The sequence below is a fragment of the Streptomyces thermospinosisporus genome (genome assembly GCF_039526425.1).
GTDB classification, from domain to species: Bacteria; Actinomycetota; Actinomycetes; order Streptomycetales; family Streptomycetaceae; genus Streptomyces; species Streptomyces thermocarboxydovorans.
The window spans coordinates 28017-43400 of sequence record NZ_BAAAIZ010000027.1; the positions used below are offsets into that span (position 1 = coordinate 28017).

Below are 15384 nucleotides of genomic sequence, written 5' to 3' on the forward strand. Positions count from 1 at the left end.
AGGCGGGCGGGCGGCCGTCCCGTGCGGGGTTCTCGGCGAGCGCCGCGCAGCCGGTGAGCGCCACGGTCATCAGCAGTGCCACGGCCGGCCGCGGCAGGCGGGGGGTGCGCCGGGGGGAGGCGGGCCACGGGTCACGCCGGGAGGAGTGGCTCTCCCGGTGCGGGTGGTCGGTCGATGAAGCCATGCGCTCAGCCTGACTTCGGTGACGGCGAAACCCGCTCGCTCGGCGCGCGAGTCCGGGCAAGGTCCCCCATCTGCGCGCCCGTCGCCCCGGCCCGGCCCCCTCCGGCGGCGCGTCGCCTCGGCCGTTCGTGTGACGGCTCGTCCCCCGAGTGGAGCAGGCAGCCGTCGCGTGCCGGTTCCGGGCCCGGGCCTCGTGCGAAGCGTCCGTGAACTCCCTTGCGTGCGCGCGTTCGCGGGCCCCGCGTTCCGACGGCGGGCGGGGAGCGCGTAGGTGGCACGGCCGTACGATGACTGGCCACCAGGCAACCTACGAGAAGGGGCACCGTCATGTCCGACAACGCGGCCTCCGTCACGGACCTCACCTCGCAGTACACCGCACAGGTGGCCAGTGACCTGGAGCGCAACGTCAAGGAGCAGGAGCGCGTCTCGGCGGAGATCGCCGCGCTGCAGGAGCAATTGGCCATGCTGCGGCGCGACCACACCGTGCTGGTGAACATGCGTCAGGCGCTGGAGTCGGCGGCGCAGCGGGCGGAGACCGACGGGGGCGGCGAGAGCGGCGAGACGTCCGAGGAGCCCGCCGGCTCCGGGCAGACCGCCGGGCAGGACCCGCGGTCGCGGGGCGCGAAGGTTCCCGCTCCCCGCGGGAAGAGCGGCGCCAAGGCGGGCGCCGGCAAGCAGAAGCGTGCGAGGAAGGCGTCCTCGGCCGCGCCGGCCGCCGCGAAGAAGCCGGCGCGCAAGTCCCGTACGGCCAAGGCGGAAGCGCAGGCCAAGACGGAAGCGGCTTCCAGGACGGAAGCGGCGACCAAGGCCGGCGGTCCCCGGCTGGTGGATCTCGTCCGGCAGCATCTGGCGGAGCAGAAGGAGCCGCGTTCGGCGGCGGAGATCGCCACCGCCCTCGGCCAGGCGCACCCCGGCCGTTCGGTGAAGACGACGGTGGTGCGCAACACCCTTGAAGCCCTCGTCGCCCGGAACCAGGCCCAGCGCAGCAAGCAGGGCACGTCGGTCTTCTACACCGCGCCCGGCACCGGGTCCGTGCCGGCGCAGGCGAGCGAAGAGGCCTCCTCCGCGGCCTCCTGACGCACGCTCACGAGCGGCCCGGCTCGCCGGAGTCCGGCCTGCGGATCTGCATACCGGGGCGGCGGCGGTGGACGGTGAGATACGTCAGCCCGTCGGGTCCCGCGGTGAGGCTGCGGGTGGAGCCGTGCGGGAGCCAGGTGAGGGTGCCCCGCTGCAGGGAGCGGGTGCCGTCGGGGGCGGTGAGTGTGCCGCTGCCGGCGAGGACGAGGTGCAGCACGTCGAGGTCGGGCTCGCGGTGGGTGCCGACCTGCTGTCCGGGCGGCAGATGCACGACGTTGGCGTCGAGCTGACGGCCGGACTCGGCGAGCCGCCAGAGCGCGCCGGCGGGGGCGTCGTCGAGGGACGCCAGGGCGGCGGTGTCGCACAGGATCTTCGGAAGCGGCGCGTCCGCCGGGGGCGGGCCGGAGGTCCCGCCGTTCGCCCCGGAAGGCGGACCAGGGGTGTCACCGCCTGCCCCGGAGGGCGGACCGGGGGTGTCGTCGCCTGCTGCCGTCATCCGGTGTCACCGTCCTCCGTGCCAGAACACGCCGGTCGCGGGCCGGACGCCGGTGGTCCGGGCCGGCCGCGGCCCGCACGGGAAGTTAGCACGGCGCCGGGGCCGGACCCGTCCGTGGGCGCCGTCCCGTGAGAGTGGCCTGCTCGAACAGGTGCTACGGCGTCAGGGGCCAGCCCAGTGGGTGCACCTGGGAGACGGGCGGTTCGCCGCCGGCCTCGTTGAAGGCGGTGAGGGCCTCGATCAGGGCGGCGCGCTGGCCGGGCTCCAGGCGCGCCACGATCGCGGCGATCTCCGCCCGGCGCCGCGCGGTGACGTGCTCGACGATGCGGCGGCCCTCCTCGGTGAGGCTCAGCAGGGTCTCGCGGCGGTTGGCGGGGTTGGTCTGGCGGTCGGCGAGTCCGGCGGCGATCAGCCGGTCGACCATGCGCATCGCGGTGGACGGGGCGACCCGGAGCTGTTCGGCGAGCGCCACGAGCTTGGTGTCGCCGCGGGTGTGGAGCACCATCAGCATGCGGAACTGCGGCAGCGTCACCCGTTCCTCGACGGCCGCCAGCGACCGCGCCGACACCGCGACCAGCAGCCGTGAGGCGGTGAGGAACGCCCGCGTCACCGCTTCGGCGTCGTCCATGCCCCCGGCGGGGCTCTCGCGCGGCTCCATTCCTTCTTTGTACCGCTCCGGTGCGCCCCGGTCCCGCTCGGGTCGCACGCCGGTTCGCCGGGCGGGTCCCCGGGGCGCCGGTCCGGTCAGCGGGCGGGCCCGGTGTCCTGGCCCGTGTCGCCGGTGCCGTGGGCGTGGTAGCGCAGCAGGAGCATCGCGGCGTCGTCGCCGGGCGGGCCGCCCGCGTGCCGGACGAGGTCCTCGCGCAGCGCCTCCAGGGCGCGGTGCACGTCGGGTTCCTTGAGCAACTGGGTGCGCTCGGCCAGCGGATAGAACCGGCCGTCCTGGTCGCGGGCCTCGGTGACACCGTCGGTGTACAGCAGGAGCTGCTGGCCCGGTGTGAAGGGGACGCGGTAGGGGCGGGGGCCGTCGGCGCCGTGCGCGGAGAGGCCGAGCGGCAGCGCGTACGCGGGGGGTTCGGGGAACTCCGCGCTGCCGTCCCGCCGTACCAGCAGGGGTGCGGGGTGGCCGTAGTTGAGGAGGACGACGTCCTGGTCGCCCCGGATCTCGGCGAGGATCGCGGTGACGAACCGCTCTCCCTGCAGTTCGCGGGCGACGCTGCGTTCCACCCGCTCGCCGAGGCCGACGAGATCGGGTTCGTCGTAGGCTGCCTCCCGGAAGGCGCCGAGGACCACGGCGGCGGTCTCCACTGCGGCCAGGCCCTTGCCCTGCACATCGCCGACGATGACCCGCACACCGTGCGGAGAGGCGACCACCTCGTACAGGTCGCCGCCGATACGGGCCTCGGCGACGGCCGAGGTGTACGACACCGCCAGCTGGAGCGGGCCCGCGGTCAGCGGCACCGGGCGCAGCAGCACCCGCTGGGCGACCTCCGCGATGGACCGCACGCTGGCCAGCTCCGCCTCCCGGCGGGAGCGCATCACCGCCGCGGCGATGCCGACTCCGGTGACACCGGCGACCGAGGCCATGGCGGTGTAGCCGCGCCGTTCGGCGAACAGCCCGTTGTACAGGCCCAGTGCGACGCACAGCAGCAGGGCCAGTACGCCGATCAGGGCGGTGCGGCGCCAGCCGCCGACGAGCCCGGCGAAGGCGGGTCCGAGCGAGACCAGCGGCAGCAGCCCGACGCCGGGACCGGCCGACACGTCCATGACCGCGATCACCGCCATCACCGCGAGCGGCATCCAGGCCAGGGCCTTCTGACTCGGTGACGGCTTCTTGTCGGTCATTGCTGCTCCAGCGGTGTCCGGGCGCTCGAGAGCCGTCCCTTTCCTCCGCAGACGCCCTCCCCAGCTTGAGACTATGCAAAGATCCCGTGCCCCCGAGCGGCGGCGCGGGGCACCTTTACGGAATCGAGTCCGGTGTCCGGTGGTGTCGTCCGGCGGTGTCCCTGGGCCGCCGTACGCACGACGCCCCGGACAGTGGTCTGTCCGGGGCGCCCGTCCGCGGCAGCCGCTTCTTCGTGTGCCGCGGTGCCTGTGACGTGACCACAGTGGCACGCGGGACCCGTGGTGCGAAGCGGAGTCGGGTGCGACGTCAGCCACTCGTAAGGGACGGACGTCCGCCACTCGTCAGGGACACCGGCCGCACAGGAGGACGGGGGCGGGCAGTGTGGTCCGGCATCTTGGCACTGTGCCATGATCCTGACGAACACCGGCACGAGAGGGGAAGGAACGGACGTGACCGCGCAGCGGCCGGAGGAGGGCGGCACGCCTGAACTGCCAGGCGGCGGCCCCTTGCTGCCGGAGGACGTCTGGCAGCGGTTCCTCGACGACGACGAACGCGCCATCCGGGCCTCGGCGCCCAGGGAACCCTCCGCGCGTCAGCGGGCGGAGGGACAGCGCACCCGGCCGCCGCGTGCCGGCGGCTCCGGCCGGACAGCCGGGGATGCCGTCGGCGAGATGTGGCGTCCCGACGATCCGTGGGACGCTCCGGCCTGGCGGGACCTGGACGGCCGTGCCCGGCTGCGCCGCATCGGCCGGTTCGCCGGTACGGCCGCCGCGATCGCGCTGGTGCTGATGGCCTGGTCGCGGCTGGCCACCACGGCGGACGGCACGCCGCAAGGCCCCGGCGACACGGTGCTGCAGCAGTCGGAGGAGATGCCCGCGGAACTCCCGGCGGCCACCTCCCGGCCGAAGGACTCCCTCGCCCCGTCGCCCTCCGCGCCCACCACGTCCGCGGTGCAGGCCGGTTGACGCCGTCCGCCCGGCGGCGCCGGCCGGCCTGCCCGGCGGTGGCTCAGCCGCCCAGCGCGGCGAGGACCACCGACTTGGCCTCCTCCTGCACCTGGCGCAGGTGGTCGGCGCCGCGGAACGACTCGGCGTAGATCTTGTAGACGTCCTCGGTGCCCGAGGGGCGGGCCGCGAACCAGGCGCTGTCGGTGGTGACCTTGATGCCGCCGATGGACGCGCCGTTGCCGGGGGCCTCGGTGAGCACCGAGGTGACCCGGTCGCCGGCGAGGGTGTCGGCGGTGACCTGGGCGGGCGACAGCTTGGCGAGCCTGGCCTTCTCCTCCCGGGTGGCGGGGGCGTCGATGCGCTCGTAGGCGGGAGAGCCGAAGCGGGCGGTGAGGGCGGCGTAGTGCTCCGAGGGGGTCTTGCCGGTGACGGCGGTGATCTCGGAGGCGAGCAGCGCGAGGATGATGCCGTCCTTGTCGGTGGTCCACACCGAGCCGTCGCGGCGCAGGAAGGACGCGCCGGCGGACTCCTCGCCGCCGAAGCCGAGGGAGCCGTCCATCAGTCCGTCCACGAACCACTTGAATCCGACGGGCACCTCGACGAGCCGGCGTCCCAGGTCGGCGGCGACCCGGTCGATCATCGCGGAGGAGACCAGGGTCTTGCCGACGCCGGCCGTAGCCGGCCACTGCTCGCGGTGGGCGTAGAGGTAGTTGATGGCCGTGGCGAGGTAGTGGTTGGGGTTCATCAGGCCGGCGTCCGGGGTGACGATGCCGTGCCGGTCGGCGTCGGCGTCGTTGCCGGTGGCGATCTGGAAGCGGTCGCGCCGGTCGATGAGCGAGGCCATGGCGTGCGGGGAGGAGCAGTCCATGCGGATCTTGCCGTCCCAGTCCAGCGTCATGAACCGCCAGGTGGGGTCGGTGAGCGGGTTGACCACGGTGAGGTCGATGCGGTGCTGCTCGGCGATCCGGCCCCAGTAGGCGACGGACGCGCCGCCCAGCGGATCGGCGCCGATGCGCACGCCGGCCGCGCGGATCGCGTCCAGGTCGAGCACGCTCGGCAGGTCGTCGACATAGCGGCCGAGGAAGTCGTAGCGGCCGGTGGTCCCCGCGGTGAGCGCGCGGGCGTAGGGGATGCGGCGGACGTCCTTCAGGCCGCCGCGGATGATGTCGTTGGCGCGGTCCTGGATCCAGGAGGTGGCGTCCGAGCCCGCGGGCCCGCCGCTCGGCGGGTTGTACTTGAACCCTCCGTCCGCGGGCGGGTTGTGCGACGGGGTGACGACCACGCCGTCCGCGAGGCCCGAGGTGCGGCCGCGGTTGTGGGTGAGGATCGCGTGCGAGACCGCCGGGGTGGGCGTGTAGCCGTCGGCCTCGTCGATGAGCACCGTGACGCCGTTGGCGGCGAACACCTCAAGCGCGGTCACCCGGGCGGGCTCGGACAGCGCGTGGGTGTCGGCGCCGAGGAACAGCGGGCCGTCGATGCCCTGCTCGGCGCGGTATTCACAGATGGCCTGGCTGGTCGCCGCGATGTGGTCCTCGTTGAACGCGGCCGCCAGGGACGAGCCACGGTGTCCCGACGTCCCGAAGGTGACGCGCTGGCCGGCGTCCTCCGGGTCGGGGTGCAAGGCGTAGTACGCCGTGACCAGCCGAGCGACGTCGACGAGATCCTCGGGGCCGGCGGGGCCGCCCGCTCGCTCGTGCTGCATGTGCCCACTCCTCCGCATGGGTCGATACTTCTCCTGCGGAGACATCTTTCCTTGTCAGGGACGTTTTGCGCGAGCGGGCCCCTGGCGCCGTCCCGGCGGGGTGCCGCCGGTGCCGCAGGCGGCCATGACCGTCGGTCAGATGCGGCCGCCGGTCCACCTGGTGAGAGGACCGTGCGCATGGCGTTCCGCGCGGCGGCCGACGGCGTACGAGGCGGCGCTCAGCGCGGTGAGTCCGGCGCCGACGCCGGCGGCGACCAGCTTGCGGTTGGCGATCACGGTCCAGACGGTCTTGGCGCCGGCGGCGACCTGGCCGGAGGTGGCGACGACCACGCGGCGGCCCGCCTCGACCCCCTTCACCGCGCTCTGCGCGGCGCCCTCGGCGGCCTGGGCGGCGCGCCGGGTGCCGGTCGCTGCCGCTGACGCGGTGTCAGTGGCCTTGGCGCCGCTGTCCTTCGCCGCCTGCGCGGCCGCGGCGGTCGCCTTCTCGGTGGCCCCGCGGGCCTTGCCGGCGGTGCGCTCCTGGGTGTTCTTCGCTTGCGAGTTCTTGTTCGGTTCACTCATGCACACCGACTTGCCTGCGATGCCCGGTGCAAACCCGCCGGGTGGAGCGGAGGTGGCGGGGCGGGTGTGGGCACGGTCACCCAACCGCGCGCTGAGCAGGCGGCGTTGACGGCATGTGGAGGGTGAGCGATCGCCCCGGATCCGGCCGGAGGCCCGGTGTGAGGTCTCGGGCGCGCCGGGAGGGGTAGGGGCACTGTGCGAGGACACTGGACGACACAGGGCACGGTCACCGGCCGTGCGAGGAGAGGAGCCCCCGATGGCGAGCATGATGGAGCGCATCAAGCAGTTCGCACAGAGCCCCCAGGGCCGGCGCGCGACCGAGCAGGTGCGTCGCGCGGCGGCCGACCCGAAGCGCCGTGAGCAGGCACAGAAGCTGCTGGGCAAGCTCCGCGGCAAGCGCCACTGACAGACGGCCGGGGCGCGCGGCGGCCCGGCACGGCGGTGAAGGGCCACGGGCCCCGGCATGTAGGGAACGGCCGCGGGCCCAGGCAGGGTGCTGGGCAGCCGCCTGCCCCCGGCGCGTGGGGGAACCGGCCGCCGGACCCGACGCGACGGTGAGGGGTCGCGGGCCCCGGCACGTGGGGAACGGCCGCCAGCCCCGGGCACGGCTGTGAACGGCCGTCAGCTCCGAGCACTTCTGTGAACGGCCGCCGGACCCGACGCGGCGGTGAAAGGCCGCAGGCTCCGGCACGTGCGCGACGGCCATCGGCCCGGAAGAGTGGTGGACAGCCGCGGTCTGGCGCGGCGGTGAAGGGTCACGGGATCCGGTCCGTGTGACGGCGGTCCGGCCAGGCGGCATACGATCGGCCGGTCCGACCCGTCGTGAGGAGTTCCGCCCGGTGACCGCCGTCGTTCCGCCGCCCCGCAGCACCGAGGGACTCCTGCGTCCGCGTCGTCTCACCAGGGTCGAGGAGGGCGAGCGGCTGGAGTCGCTGCTGTGGGTGACCGGGCCGGGCTGGCGGATGGTCAGCAGCGCCGTGCTGGGCGGCGGGATCGGTGAGCGGACCTGGGTGCTCAACGCCCAGGTCGGTCACGGCTACCGGCGCACCGACCCCGACCGGCACCTCGCCTCGCTGGCCGCCGCGGCCGGGCTGCGGGGTCCCGGAGTCGGGCTGATGACGGCGGCCGACGTCTCTGCGTACGGGCATGCCCACGACTCAGGGGCGGAAGCGGTCGTCACGGCCGGGACCGAGGTGCGCGGCTGGGCCGCCGCCGCGGACCCGGCCGGCGAACCGCACGGTCCGGGGACCGTCAACATCGTGGCCGCCGTGCCCGCGCCGCTCACCGACGCCGCGCTGGTCAACGCGGTGGCGACGGCCACGGAGGCCAAGGTGCAGGCGCTGCTGGACGCCGGCCTCGACTGCTCCGGCACGCCGACCGACGCGGTGTGTGCCGCCGCCCGCACCCCCTCCCCCGGTGACGAGCCGTGTGCCTTCGCCGGTCCCCGTTCGCTGTGGGGGGCGCGTCTGGCGCGTGCCGTCCACCGGGCCGTCCTGGACGCGTCACCCGGAGCACGCTGACGGCCCGCACGCAGGGCGCTGACAGGAAGTGCGAGAGCTGTCATCCGCTCCGGCGGGCGGCGGCCCGGTCGGCCTGCCCGCCGGCGCCCAGGGCGCCCGTGGGGCGCAGCGACTCCTCCGGCTCCAGGCGGGTCAGCGCGCGGCGGGACACCCGCAGCACCAGCGGCGGCAGGGCCGCACGGGTCACCTGCACCAGGCGCAGCCAGCGGGGAATGTAGACGGCGGTGCTGCGGTGCTCGACCGCCGACGCCAGCCGTGCGGCGACCAGTTCGGCCGGGTGGACGCGACGGGCCGGGGGCGGCATGTGGCCGCGCAGCTCGCGGAGCACCGGGTAGCGGTCACCGTCGCGGATCATCTCGGTGTCGGTCCAGTTGAGGTAGCCGATGCCCACGGCGACGCCCCGGTGGGCCACTTCGGCACGCAGGCTGTGCGCGAAGGCCTCCACGCCGGACTTGGAGGCGCAGTAGGCGCTCATCATGGGCGCGGCGCCGAAGGAGGCGAGCGAGGCGACCTGGAGGTAGTAGCCGCGGGTGTCGAACAGGTCGGGCAGGAAGGTGCGGGCGGTCACCGCGCTGCCGCCCAGGTTGACGTCGATGATGCGGCGCCATGCGGCGAGGTCGGAGTCGGCGAAGGGTGCGCCCTCGGCGACGCCCGCGTTGGCCACCACGGCGGAGGGCGGTCCGAGGCGCTCCCGTACCAGTGCGGCGGCACGCTCCATCGCGGCCTGGTCGGTGACGTCCACCTCGTGGGCCAGTGCCGGGACGGGCAGTCCGGCGGCCAGGGCCCGCAGTTCGTCCGGTTCGTGGCCGAGGAGGGCGAGCCGGGCGCCACGTCCGGCCAGGTTCCGGGCCACGGCGGCCCCGATGCCCCGGGCGGCCCCGGTCACCACCACGGTGCGATCCAGCAGCGGGTTCGGGCCCGCCGGCGGTGCCTTCATGGTCCTACCGTTCCTCGGTGCCGGTGCGGTCGGCGGGAGTGGTGTCCGGCCGGGCGGTGTGGTCGGGGTGGCCGGCGGTGCGGCGGGCCTCCTTCATCTCGGCCTCGTAGAGGTGGTCGCGGCCCTCGGCCAGTTCCTCGACGGCGCCTCGTTCGATCTCGCGGAAGGGCTGGTAGTAGGTGCTGTCGTAGGCCTCGACGATCTGGAACGTCCAGTGCCCGGGGATCACGTTGCGGCCCAGCACCTGGGTGCGCACCGTCTCCGCCCACTCGGGGTGGCCGGCCCTGCGCAGCAGCTCGACGGTGCGGTCGAGTTCGAGGTCGGCGGTGCCGGTGAGCTGGTGGAAGCTGTAGAGGTGCCCGCGGGCGCGCTCGACGGTCTCCAGTGCCTTGGACAGGGACCCGAGGGCCTCCACCGTCTCGTCGCTGACCCCCTCGGGACGCTGATGGGCGCGGTCGGGGCCTTCGCCGTCGTGACCGGTCATCGTCTCGCCTCCGTCTGTCGCATACGGTCGTCCGTTCCCTCGTGTTCGGTGGTCGTCAGTCGCGTTTGCGTTCGGTCGTCGTCAGTCGCGCTCGCCGGACCGCCGGGCCAGCAGGCGCTGCGCCTGCGGCAGTCCCGGTGCGAGGCGGCGGCGCAGCGCGGCGCGTGCGGCGTTGGCGCCGGCGGCGCCGTGCACACCGCCGCCCGGGTGTGCTCCGGCCGAGGCCAGGTACAGGCCCTTCACCGGGGTCTCGGGGCGGCCGGTGCCGGGGACCGGGCGGAAGAGGAGCTGCTGGTGCATGGCGGTGGTGCCGCCGTTGAGGGCGCCGCCGTGCAGATTGCGGTCGAGGGCCTGCAGATCCGGCGGCGAGAGGATGCGGCGGGCCCGGATCCGGGAGCGGAAGCCGGGTGCGAACCGCTCGACCTGGCGCTCGACGCGGTCGGCCATGATCTCCCGCTCCTTGGCGTCCCAGGTTCCGGTGAGCCCCTCGTCACCGGCGTCGCCGGTGATGTTGTGCGGCACATGGGTGTAGGCCCATGCCGACTCGGTGCCCTCGGGTGAGCGGGACGGGTCGGCGGTGGTCATCTGGCCGAACAGGCAGAAGGGGCGGTCGGGCACCTGCCGCATGGCGATCTGGGCGGAGAAACGGGTGAGTTCGTCGATGCCGTCGGCGAGGTGGACGGTGCCGGCGCCCGCGGCCTGCCCGGCCTCCCAGGGCACCGGCCGGTCGAGCGCCCAGTCCACCTTGAAGGTGGCGAAGTCCCACTGGAAGCGCCGCAGGTCGTCCAGGAGCCGGCCGGGCAGGTGGTCGGGCGCGACCAGCTGCCCGTACAGGGCGGGCACGGAGACGTCGGCCAGGACGGCCCGCCGGGCGGTGACGGTGTCGCCGGAGGCGGTGCGCACCCCGCGGGCCCGTCCGTCGCTCACCAGGACGCGGGTGACGCGCTGCCCGCAGCGCAGTTCCCCGCCGCGGGAGCGCAGCCGGCGGACCAGGGCCTCGGTGAGGGCACCGGAGCCGCCGGCCGGCACGGGGAAGCCGAAGGTCTGCCCGAGCATGGCCATCAGCCAGCCGAAGCCGCCGCTGCCCGCCGCCTCGGGGGCGAGGTCGGCGTGGAGGGCGTTGCCGGCCAGCAGCAGTCCGCCGCCCTCGCCGCGGAACTCCTCCTCCCCCATCCGGCGGACCGGCAGCACCAGGGTGCGCGCCACCCGCAGCCCGCCTGCGGCGCGCAGCCGGAGGGCCAGCCGGGCGGCGGGGCGCACGGGCGGGAACGGGGTGAACAGCGCGTCGATCACATAGGGCCGCAGGTGCTGCCACATCCGGTACAGCTCGCGCCAGGCGGCCCCGTCGCCCGGTGCGAAGGCCTCCACGGACGCGGCGGTGACGTCGATGCGGCGGTCGAGCACCACGCAGCGGCCGTCGGTCAGCGGGTGCGCGAGGACGTGCGGGGCGTGGCTCCAGCGCAGGCCGTGGTCCTCGAGGCGCATCGCGGTGAGGACCGGGGAGGCCGCGGCGAGCGGGTAGAAGGAGCTGCACAGATCGCTGACGAAGTCGGGGTCGACGCCCCGGTCGTGGCGTACCGCTCCGCCGGGCTCGGGCTGCTCCTCCAGCACGAGCACGCTCCAGCCGGCGTCGGCGAGGAGGTTCGCCGCCACCAGCCCGTTGGGGCCTGCCCCGATCACCACGGCGTCAGGCACGGGCGGCTCCCTCTCCCGGGTCCGGCACCACCTGTCCGAGTGGACGGCGGCGTTCCTCCTCGGCGGCCACCTCCTCGCACAGCTCGGCGAGCCGGGCCAGCATGGCTCGGTGGCGCAGCTGGATGAAGGCGTCCACGGCCACGTTGTGCAGGGTGCCGCCGACGCCGTGCAGCGGGTGCTCGTCCACGATGACGAGGCAGTGGTGGCCCCAGGGGCGCAGCTCGATCGCGATGCGCGCGGTGCCGAGCGCCCCCGCCTGGGCCTCGAGTTCCAGCTGCTCGCCGTGGACGCAGCGCCGTACGACGGTGGTGTTGGACAGCTGCACCGGGCCCAGGCGCACCGTGTAGCGGATCGCCGATCCGAGGTCGGGCCAGTGGCCGTGCTCGGGTTCCGTGGCTTCGGTGCCCACCACCCACTGGGCGTAGCGGCTGCCGTCCGCGAGGACGGACCAGACGATCTGCGGGCTCGTTCTGATCAGCCGGTGTCGGACCGCCACGACGACCTCCCGATGTCTTTCAAGGGCTCCGGTCAGCACTGAGTGCCCCGTGTGGCGGAGGTCAACCGGAGGCGGCCCGGCGAACCGCTCGCTCGCCCGCTATGCGGCGTCGCGCGGCGGCAGGACCCAGCGGATGCCCGCGGTGACGGCGGTGCCGAGCGGGCGTACGCACACGTCCTCGGCCGGGGGCAGGCGCGGCACCCACAGGGCGCGGGTGGCCCAGGCGGGCAGCAGCGACACGGCGTTGGCGGCCAGGACGCCGTAGGGCAGCCGGGCGATCAGCGGCACGGGCGGGTGGAGCAGCAGGAAGCGTGCCGTACTGCGGGCCTCCGGGGTGGCGCGCAGCTCACCGCGGTAGGCGGCCAGCCGCTCTTCGAGTCCGGCGCGGTCGGCCGGCGGGTCGACGACGCCGAGTGCGGCGCCGACCCGCGCCATGTCGGCGACGTAGGCGTCGCAGCCGGCGTCGTCCAGGGGGCGTGCGCCGTACCGCTGGTGGGCGCGGAGGAAGCAGTCGACCTCGGCGATGTGCACCCAGCACAGCAGCCGGGGGTCGTCCGCCCGGTACTCCTGGCCGTCGGAGGTGGTGCCGCGGACCATGCGGTGCACGGCGCGGACCCGTTCGACGGCCTGCTGGGCGGCGTCGGCGGTGCCGTAGGTGGTCACGGCGAGGAAGGTGCTGGTCCGCTGCAGCCGTCCCCAGGGGTCGCCGCGGAAGCCGGAGTGGCCGGCGACGGCGGCCATGGCCAGCGGGTGGAGCGACTGCAGCAGCAGGGCGGCCAGACCGCCGATGAACATGGAGGCGTCGCCGTGCACGCGCCTCACGGGCCGGTCCGGTCCGAACCAGCGCGGGCCGGGTGTGCCGTGGATCCGCTCGCGGTTGAGCGGGCCGTCCGGTCCGGCGACGCGGGTGAGGATCGCGCCGCCGATGCGGTCGCGCAGCACCGAGCCCCCGTCCGAGAGGAGTCCCATGGCTCCCTCCGCTTCCCGCGTCCCGGCGTGCGTGACGCTTCCCGCGTCCCGGCGTGCGTGACGCTGCGTGCGTCGAGCGTGCGTGACGCTGCGTGCGTCGAGCGTGCGTGACGCTGCGTGCGTCGAGCGTGCGTGACGCTCCTTCCGTCCCCGGCGTGCGTGATGCCCCGGGCGTACGGCTGTCCCACCTGGTGCCTCTACGCGTACATCTGCCCCACCCCTGTCACCGCTACGCGGCCTGGGGGCTCAGGGGATGTCGCCGCGCCACTCGAACACCCGGTCGCCGGTGCCGCGCGGTGCGTAGACGGCGCGGCCGCCCGCTCCGTAGCGGCCTATCTCGGTGCGCAGGCGGACGCCCTCCTCGCGTTCCGCCCGGGTCAGATCGGTGACGTCCAGCAGCAGGCCGTCCAGCGGACCGCCCACCAGCTCGACGTACGCGCGCCCCTCTCGCGGGCCGGGATCGTCGTGGTCCGCCCCGTAGACCCGGCCCCGCATGAACTCCAGTTCGTCCATAACGGCAGGGTGGCATCCGGCACTGACAACGGGCGGGACTCCGCCTCGCGGAGCCCCGCCCGGTCGACGTCCCCGGCGGATGAGAAGCGCGCTCGGATTCTCAGTGCTTGACGACGTCTTCTCAGTGCTTGAAGACGTCCTTGGTCTTCTCCTTGGCCTGCCGTGCGTCGCCCTTGGACCGCTCGGCGCGGCCCTCGGCCTCGAGCCGCTCGTTGCCCATGACGCGGCCCGCCGCCTCCTTGAGCTTGCCCTTGGCCTGCTCCGTCTTCGCCCTGGCCTTCTGCTCCTCAGCCACCGTGTCTCACTCCCAGTCGCGTGGGCGATCAGTGTCCGTGGGAAGCGGGTGGCCGCCGAGGCGCAGCTCAGACCTCACGCGGGGGCGGGTGGGCGATCTCCGGGCGTGCCACCATGGGACGGGGTAGACGGACGGGATCGGCCGGGGAGGCGGACCGTGGACTGGCAGGGTTTCGCACAGCAGATGGCATCCCTGGCGCGTGACCTTCTGGCCGAGCACACCCTGGACGACACGCTGAAGCAGATCACCGGCTCGGCGGTGGACCTGGTGGACGGCTGCGACGCCGCCGGGATCCTGGTGCTCCAGGGCCGCCGGGTGCGGTCGCTGGCGCCGACGGACGAGATGGTCGCCGAGAGCGACCGCCTCCAGGAACGGCTGCGGGAGGGGCCCTGCTTCGACGTGGCCCGGCCGGAGAGCGGCGAGCAGGTGTTCCGCATCGTCGACTTCACGGCGGGCGACGACCGGTGGCCGGTTTTCGTGCCGCAGGGCAGGGAGCTGGGCGTGGGCAGCATGATGGGGTTCCTGCTGTACACGCGGGAGGAGGAGCTGGGCGCGCTCAACATGTACTCCCGCAAGCCCGGCATGTTCACCGAGGACAGCGAGACCGCAGGCTGGCTGCTGGCCTCGCACGCGGCGGTCGCCTTCGCCACCGCCCGGTCCGACGCGCAGTTGCAGGAGGCCATCGCCACCCGGCATCTGATCGGCGAGGCGATGGGCATCCTCATGGGCCGCCATCACATCAGCGAGGACCGGGCCTTCGAGATTCTGCGCATCCACTCGCAGCGCACCAACACCAAGCTCCGCGAGGTGGCCCGCCAGATCTGCGAGACCGGCGCACCGCCCGGCTGAGCGCCCGCCGGGGCGCTGGTGATCCCGGGCGGGCCCGCAGGCCACCGGGCAGTGACGGCCCCGAATGCACCGGCCGGACACCCGGCACCGGCTCGAACGGACCCGACGGACACTGGCACCGGCACCCAACGCCCCCGGGACGCACCGACGGGCGCCCGCACCGGAGGGCCGGGCGCCCGTGCGGCAGCGGGGGCCCGGCTCAGCGTGCGCCGGTCCAGTTGTGGGCCACGTCGATCACGACGCGGTCGGGCAGCTGCAGCACCCGGAAGGGCAGGCGGGCCCGGACACCGAGGCCGATCTGGGTGTCGCCCTCGAAGCTGCCGGCGAACCGGGCGTCCCGGAAGGTGCGGTACCCGGCGAGGTCGACGCCCGGCAGCGGACGTCCGGCGCGTGCGGGATACGTGGCGGCGCCGGTCTCGGGGTCGTAGGCGGGTGCGGCCACCCGCACCTCGAGGACGGCGCCGCCGGCGACCGGGATGTGCCGGCCGGAACCGTCCTGGTGGAGACGGTCGACGTAGCGGACGGAGTACCCGACGTCCCGGCCCGCGCCGGGCAGGCCGACGACCATCCGGTCGTAGCAGGCGTGCCGCCCGGTCCTGACGTCCCGCACCGGTGTGGTGGTGGGGGTGGTGTCGGTCTTGGGGAGGCTGCCCCAGCCGGTGGGGCAGGCCGTCGTGCTCATGGGTGCGGACTGGGTGGCGACGGCCGGGACCGCCGCGGTCCCCAGCGTGGCGCCGACGAGCACAAGAGTCGCGCAGATCGTTCTGGTTCGTAGCATTTTCGCCCCCGGGCTGGCATCTGCCTGATATCAGGT

At 74.5% G+C, this 15384-nt stretch carries 19 protein-coding genes; 5 read left to right on the plus strand and 14 right to left on the minus strand.

The genetic code is table 11. The features are described from left to right. On the minus strand, positions 1–184 hold a 184-nt coding region (locus ABD207_RS10820; RefSeq protein WP_344011985.1), incomplete at its 3' end, for a hypothetical protein. Between the two features lie 326 nt (positions 185–510). Between ABD207_RS10820 and ABD207_RS10825 the strand changes: the two genes are divergently transcribed. Next, entirely contained in the window at positions 511–1260 is a 750-nt protein-coding gene (locus tag ABD207_RS10825) for a hypothetical protein (protein ID WP_344011987.1), read from the plus strand. A gap of 7 nt (positions 1261–1267) precedes the next feature. Here the strand turns inward: ABD207_RS10825 and ABD207_RS10830 are convergent, their stop codons facing one another. The 3 genes from ABD207_RS10830 to ABD207_RS10840 form a co-directional block, all read right to left on the minus strand. Then, on the minus strand, positions 1268–1756 hold the full coding sequence (locus ABD207_RS10830) for a cupin domain-containing protein (protein WP_344011989.1): 489 nt from the start codon (positions 1754–1756) through the stop codon (positions 1268–1270). A gap of 154 nt (positions 1757–1910) precedes the next feature. Further along, positions 1911–2414, minus strand: a complete 504-nt coding sequence (locus tag ABD207_RS10835) for a MarR family winged helix-turn-helix transcriptional regulator (RefSeq protein WP_344011991.1) — start codon at positions 2412–2414, stop codon at positions 1911–1913. 86 nt (positions 2415–2500) lie between these two features. Continuing rightward, positions 2501–3601, minus strand: a complete 1101-nt coding sequence (locus ABD207_RS10840) for a PP2C family protein-serine/threonine phosphatase (protein ID WP_344011992.1) — start codon at positions 3599–3601, stop codon at positions 2501–2503. 450 nt (positions 3602–4051) lie between these two features. Here ABD207_RS10840 and ABD207_RS10845 point away from each other — a divergent pair, with 450 nt between their 5' ends. Next, entirely contained in the window at positions 4052–4567 is a 516-nt protein-coding gene (locus ABD207_RS10845; RefSeq protein WP_344011993.1) for a hypothetical protein, read from the plus strand. A gap of 43 nt (positions 4568–4610) precedes the next feature. Here the strand turns inward: ABD207_RS10845 and pgm are convergent, their stop codons facing one another. Further along, positions 4611–6251, minus strand: coding sequence for a phosphoglucomutase (alpha-D-glucose-1,6-bisphosphate-dependent) (gene pgm, locus ABD207_RS10850; protein ID WP_344011996.1), 1641 nt, complete (start codon positions 6249–6251; stop codon positions 4611–4613). Positions 6252–6386: 135 nt separating this feature from the next. Then, positions 6387–6812 (minus strand): hypothetical protein, encoded by a 426-nt coding sequence (locus tag ABD207_RS10855; RefSeq protein ID WP_344011998.1) that lies wholly within the window; start codon positions 6810–6812, stop codon positions 6387–6389. Positions 6813–7068: 256 nt separating this feature from the next. Here ABD207_RS10855 and ABD207_RS10860 point away from each other — a divergent pair, with 256 nt between their 5' ends. Further along, positions 7069–7218, plus strand: a complete 150-nt coding sequence (locus tag ABD207_RS10860; RefSeq protein WP_344012000.1) for a hypothetical protein — start codon at positions 7069–7071, stop codon at positions 7216–7218. A 433-nt stretch (positions 7219–7651) separates the two neighbouring features. Continuing rightward, positions 7652–8332, plus strand: a complete 681-nt coding sequence (locus ABD207_RS10865) for an adenosylcobinamide amidohydrolase (RefSeq protein WP_344012002.1) — start codon at positions 7652–7654, stop codon at positions 8330–8332. 40 nt (positions 8333–8372) lie between these two features. Here ABD207_RS10865 and ABD207_RS10870 read toward each other — a convergent pair whose 3' ends face one another. From ABD207_RS10870 to ABD207_RS10900, 7 genes are all read right to left on the minus strand, one after another. Beyond that, complete coding sequence (locus ABD207_RS10870; RefSeq protein ID WP_344012003.1) at positions 8373–9269, minus strand: SDR family oxidoreductase; 897 nt, start codon at positions 9267–9269, stop codon at positions 8373–8375. Positions 9270–9273: 4 nt separating this feature from the next. Further along, on the minus strand, positions 9274–9753 hold the full coding sequence (locus tag ABD207_RS10875; protein ID WP_344012004.1) for a hypothetical protein: 480 nt from the start codon (positions 9751–9753) through the stop codon (positions 9274–9276). Positions 9754–9834: 81 nt separating this feature from the next. Continuing rightward, a complete protein-coding gene (locus ABD207_RS10880) occupies positions 9835–11448 on the minus strand; it encodes a phytoene desaturase family protein (RefSeq protein ID WP_344012006.1) in 1614 nt (537 codons plus the stop codon). Beyond that, entirely contained in the window at positions 11441–11944 is a 504-nt protein-coding gene (locus ABD207_RS10885) for an SRPBCC family protein (RefSeq protein WP_344012007.1), read from the minus strand. Before ABD207_RS10885 ends, ABD207_RS10880 begins: the two co-directional genes overlap by 8 nt. Positions 11945–12043: 99 nt before the next feature. After that, positions 12044–12913: an oxygenase MpaB family protein gene (locus ABD207_RS10890; protein ID WP_344012008.1), complete on the minus strand. Its 870-nt coding sequence runs from the start codon at positions 12911–12913 to the stop codon at positions 12044–12046. 246 nt (positions 12914–13159) lie between these two features. Continuing rightward, positions 13160–13426, minus strand: a complete 267-nt coding sequence (locus ABD207_RS10895) for a hypothetical protein (protein WP_343998813.1) — start codon at positions 13424–13426, stop codon at positions 13160–13162. Between the two features lie 121 nt (positions 13427–13547). Next, the gene (locus ABD207_RS10900; protein ID WP_344012009.1) at positions 13548–13721 is read right to left on the minus strand and encodes a CsbD family protein; all 174 of its coding nucleotides are present in this window, start codon (positions 13719–13721) and stop codon (positions 13548–13550) included. A gap of 156 nt (positions 13722–13877) precedes the next feature. Between ABD207_RS10900 and ABD207_RS10905 the strand changes: the two genes are divergently transcribed. Next, a complete protein-coding gene (locus tag ABD207_RS10905) occupies positions 13878–14570 on the plus strand; it encodes a GAF and ANTAR domain-containing protein (RefSeq protein ID WP_344012010.1) in 693 nt (230 codons plus the stop codon). Positions 14571–14769: 199 nt separating this feature from the next. Here ABD207_RS10905 and ABD207_RS10910 read toward each other — a convergent pair whose 3' ends face one another. Next, positions 14770–15348: an AMIN-like domain-containing (lipo)protein gene (locus ABD207_RS10910; protein WP_344012012.1), complete on the minus strand. Its 579-nt coding sequence runs from the start codon at positions 15346–15348 to the stop codon at positions 14770–14772. Between the last annotated feature and the right edge of the window lie 36 nt (positions 15349–15384).